The organism is Mesorhizobium sp. M7A.F.Ca.CA.002.04.1.1 (assembly GCF_004022805.1).
GTDB classification, from domain to species: Bacteria; Pseudomonadota; Alphaproteobacteria; order Rhizobiales; family Rhizobiaceae; genus Mesorhizobium; species Mesorhizobium ciceri.
In genome coordinates, this window is sequence record NZ_RZPL01000610.1 from 1 (window position 1) to 3,529 (window position 3,529).

The following is a 3,529-nucleotide window of genomic DNA, read 5'->3' on the forward strand; positions in this document are numbered from 1 at the left end:
CTCTCCGGCGAAATCGAGATGCGGCGACGAGCGCATGCCGGCCACCGGTATGACCTTGGTCAGCGCCGCATCGCTTTCGATCGAGCCGCGGATGATGTTGAGGAAATCGACCTTGCCGGAATTGGCCAGCCGCCTGGCGATCTCGATGCCCTCCTGTTTGGACAGGCCTTTTTCGAAATCTTCGTCAGCGACCATGCGGATGCCGACGACGAATTTCTCGCCGACCGACGCACGCACGGCATCAAGCACCATGTTGGTGAAGCGCAGGCGGTTGTCGAGCGAGCCGCCGAATTCGTCGTCGCGATGGTTGGTGGCCGGCGACCAGAAGCCGTCCATCAGATGGCCGTAGGATTCGAACTCGATGCCGTCCAGGCCGGCGGCCTGACAGCGCTGGGCGGCCGAAGCATAGTCGGCGACGATGCGCTCGATGTCCCAGTCCTCGATGGTTTTCGGGAATGCGCGATGCGCCGGCTCACGCACCGGCGAGGCCGAGAGCACCGGCAGCCAGTCGGCCTTGTTCCAGCCGGTACGGCGGCCGAGATGGGTGATCTGGATCATCACCTTGCAGTCGTGCTCGTGGCAGGCATCGGCGAGCTCGGCCAGCCACGGCACGATCCTGTCGTCATAGACATGCAGATTGCCGAAAGCGGCCGGGCTGTCGCGCGAGACGATCGCCGAGCCGGCGGTCATGGTCAGCGCCATACCGCCCTTGGCCTTCTCGGCATGGTAGAGCCGGTATCGCTGTTTCGGCATGCCGTCCTCGGAATAGGCCGGCTCATGGCTGGTCGACATGACCCGGTTCTTCAGCGTCAGATGTTTGAGCTGGTAGGGCTGGAGAAGCGGATCGTTGGAGGTCATCGTCTTCCTGCGGTTTCAAATTGTGCTAATGAGCGGCAAAATTCGTTTTCAAGCATGTCGTCCCGCACGCACTCCGGGCGCATGCGACAAGGATTGGGCCCATGATCGATACCAAAACTCTCACCCAGCTCGGTGCGCACGTCGAGACGCCACAAAGCCCCGAAGCAGCGGTTCTGGAGACCGTACCGTTTTCGCGCGGCGACGGGCCGCCGGCGATCGTGCGCTTCACCTGCCCGGAATTCACCTCGCTGTGCCCGGTCACCGGCCAACCGGACTTCGCCCATATCGTCATCGACTACGCACCCGATGCGGCTCTGGTGGAATCGAAGTCGCTCAAGCTGTTCATGACCTCGTTTCGCAACCATGGCGCCTTCCATGAAGACTGCACCGTCATGATCGGCCGCCGCATCGTGGCGGCAACCAAGCCGCTGTGGTTGCGCATAGGCGGCTATTGGTATCCACGCGGCGGCATTCCGATCGATGTGTTCTGGCAAACCGGCGCTCCGCCGGAAGGCGCCTGGCTCCCCGACACCGGGGTGGCGCCCTATCGCGGGCGGGGTTGAGCTCGCCCATCATTCGCACTGATATTGGCTGAGTGCCCATTCGCCGGTCACCGACAACAGGTCCGTGATCTTCCAGTCGCCATCGACCTTCTTGAATTTCCATTCCAGCCGGTGCGGGTTGCCCGATATGACGAAGGCGACGATGACCTTGGCCTGGTCACCGTTGATCGCCTCGAGCGTCTTCAGGCTCTTGTCTATCTCGGCCTTGTCGTAATCGGCATTGTCGAGCGCCATGTTGGGGTCGAGGCACTCGCCCTGCCCGGATTTGCGCAAGGCGTCGCTCTTGTCGAGCACGGTTTTGGCTGGATCGATGAAATGGCTTCGCTCGGCCGGATCGATCTCCAGCCCGACCTGATCGTAAAACGGCCGCACAACGGCGGTCGGCGAGCCCGGCTGGATCGGTGCGGCGGGCGCGGCTTCGGCCGGCGACCATCCAACCGGCGGCGTGGCCGGTTCTGCCGCTCCGCCCGGCGCATTTGCGGGCGGTGCAGCGCTGTCGCTCGGCTGGGTGTCGGCCGGGGCGTTTGCCGGCGGCGCACCCAACAAGCCTTGCGCGGCGGCGCCGCTCAGAGCCGCCAGCAGGCACACACCCGACAGTGCCACGAACCGGCGGTGGGCCATCGCTTCACTCCGGCGTCTGGCCGGCCATGCATTCCAGCGCGCTGAGCGTCCAGTCGCTGGTTTTGGAAGCGATGTCCGATATCTTCCACTTGCCGTCGATCTTCTTGAGCGACCAGAGCATTTCACGTTTGGAATCATCGCCTTCCGGAAACAGGCTGAAGGATGCCGTGACCTGTGCGTTGTCGCCATCCTGCTTCTCAGACAGTTTCAGCGTTTTCGAGACGGTTTTCTGATCGAAATCCTGAGCGTCGAGACCAGGATCGAAATCGATGCAGGCGACCTGGTCCGGGTTCTTTTTCGTTGCCTGGTCGTTCAGGTCGAACAGTTTCGTCACCGGTTCGGTGAACCGGTCCCGATATTGTTCGTCGGCCTCGAACTTGACCGCCGGGGCATAGAAGAACTTCACCGCGTCGGACGCCGGTCCGGCGACGGCTCCGGCCGGCAGGGCTATCGAAAGGGCGGCAACGATCACTGTCAGTCGCATGCAGAATCTCCGGCTTTTGACGGCTTGAGCCTATCAACACCACGTATCCTGCATATCGGCTTTTTTGCGGCTCATGAAGTCCTGCAGCACCTTGTTTTAGCCGTCCAGCCAGACGTTCTGAAGGTCCATCTCGAATGTCTGGTGGACACCATAGTTCTTCACCTTCTTGCTCATGTGGCTGTAGAGCTTCTGCCAGAAGGGCTGAATAATGACGCCCGAATCCTGCAGGATCTGCTCGACATCCTTCATGACCTCGCGTCGTTTCTCCACGTCGATGAGCGAAAGCGCCTGCTTGAGCTTGGCATCAAAATCGGGGTTGGAATATGCCGATTCATTCCAGGCCTCGCCGGTGCGATAGCCGAGCGCCAGCACCTGCACGCCAAGCGGGCGCATGTACCAGATCGTCATCGAATAGGGATATTTCGTCCAGTCGTTCCAGAAGGTCGAACCCGGCAGCACCGTGCGCTTCACCTTGATCCCGGCATCGCGCAACTGGCCGGCAATGGCGTCGCCGGTATTCTTCTGCCAATCGTCCTCGATGGTGATCAGCTCATGCTCGAAGTCGGCCTGTCCGGCTTCCGCCATCAGCTTCTTGGCGCCGGCGGCGTCGCGTGTCTTCTTGGGCAGCGCATAGTATTCCGGATGGATCGGGGCGACGTGGTGGTTTTCACCAGGGGTGCCTCGCCCGGCATAACCGAGTTCGAGGACCGCATTGTTGTCGACGGCCATTTGCAGGGCGTTGCGCACCCGCTTGTCGTCGTAGGGCTTGTGGGTGATGTTGGTGCGGGCAACCAGCGTCGTCGCCGTCGCCACCTCCGATTTCACCAGATCCATCTTGTCGAGAATGTCGATGAAGTCGGCGGGCGACTCGAAATTGAGGTCGATCTCACCGGATTCGAACGCGTTCACGGTGGCGTTGAAATCGGTGCCGTAGTCGACGAACTCGACGCTGTCGAGCGGCGCCTCACCACCCCACCATTTGCCATTCTCACGACGCTTGACG

At 61.6% G+C, this 3,529-nt stretch carries 4 protein-coding genes and 1 pseudogene; 1 reads left to right on the forward strand and 4 read right to left on the reverse strand.

All coding sequences use genetic code 11. The features are described from left to right. Nucleotides 1–858, reverse strand: a pseudogene (locus tag ENZ75_RS25245) (N-methylproline demethylase); the annotation flags it as partial. A 101-nt stretch (nucleotides 859–959) separates the two neighbouring features. Here ENZ75_RS25245 and queF point away from each other — a divergent pair. Beyond that, nucleotides 960–1,421 carry a preQ(1) synthase gene (gene queF, locus ENZ75_RS25250; protein WP_010915503.1) on the forward strand — a complete coding sequence of 154 codons (462 nt, stop codon included), beginning with the start codon at nucleotides 960–962 and terminating at the stop codon, nucleotides 1,419–1,421. Nucleotides 1,422–1,430: 9 nt separating this feature from the next. On the opposite strand, the gene ENZ75_RS25255 is transcribed toward queF, so the two are convergent. The 3 genes from ENZ75_RS25255 to ENZ75_RS25265 form a co-directional block, all read right to left on the reverse strand. After that, on the reverse strand, nucleotides 1,431–2,042 hold the full coding sequence (locus ENZ75_RS25255; protein WP_013532329.1) for a hypothetical protein: 612 nt from the start codon (nucleotides 2,040–2,042) through the stop codon (nucleotides 1,431–1,433). A 4-nt stretch (nucleotides 2,043–2,046) separates the two neighbouring features. Next, nucleotides 2,047–2,526, reverse strand: coding sequence for a DUF3828 domain-containing protein (locus ENZ75_RS25260; RefSeq protein ID WP_027163240.1), 480 nt, complete (start codon nucleotides 2,524–2,526; stop codon nucleotides 2,047–2,049). 96 nt (nucleotides 2,527–2,622) lie between these two features. After that, a partial coding sequence (locus tag ENZ75_RS25265; RefSeq protein ID WP_245481223.1) for an ABC transporter substrate-binding protein occupies nucleotides 2,623–3,529 on the reverse strand: 907 nt, incomplete at its 5' end.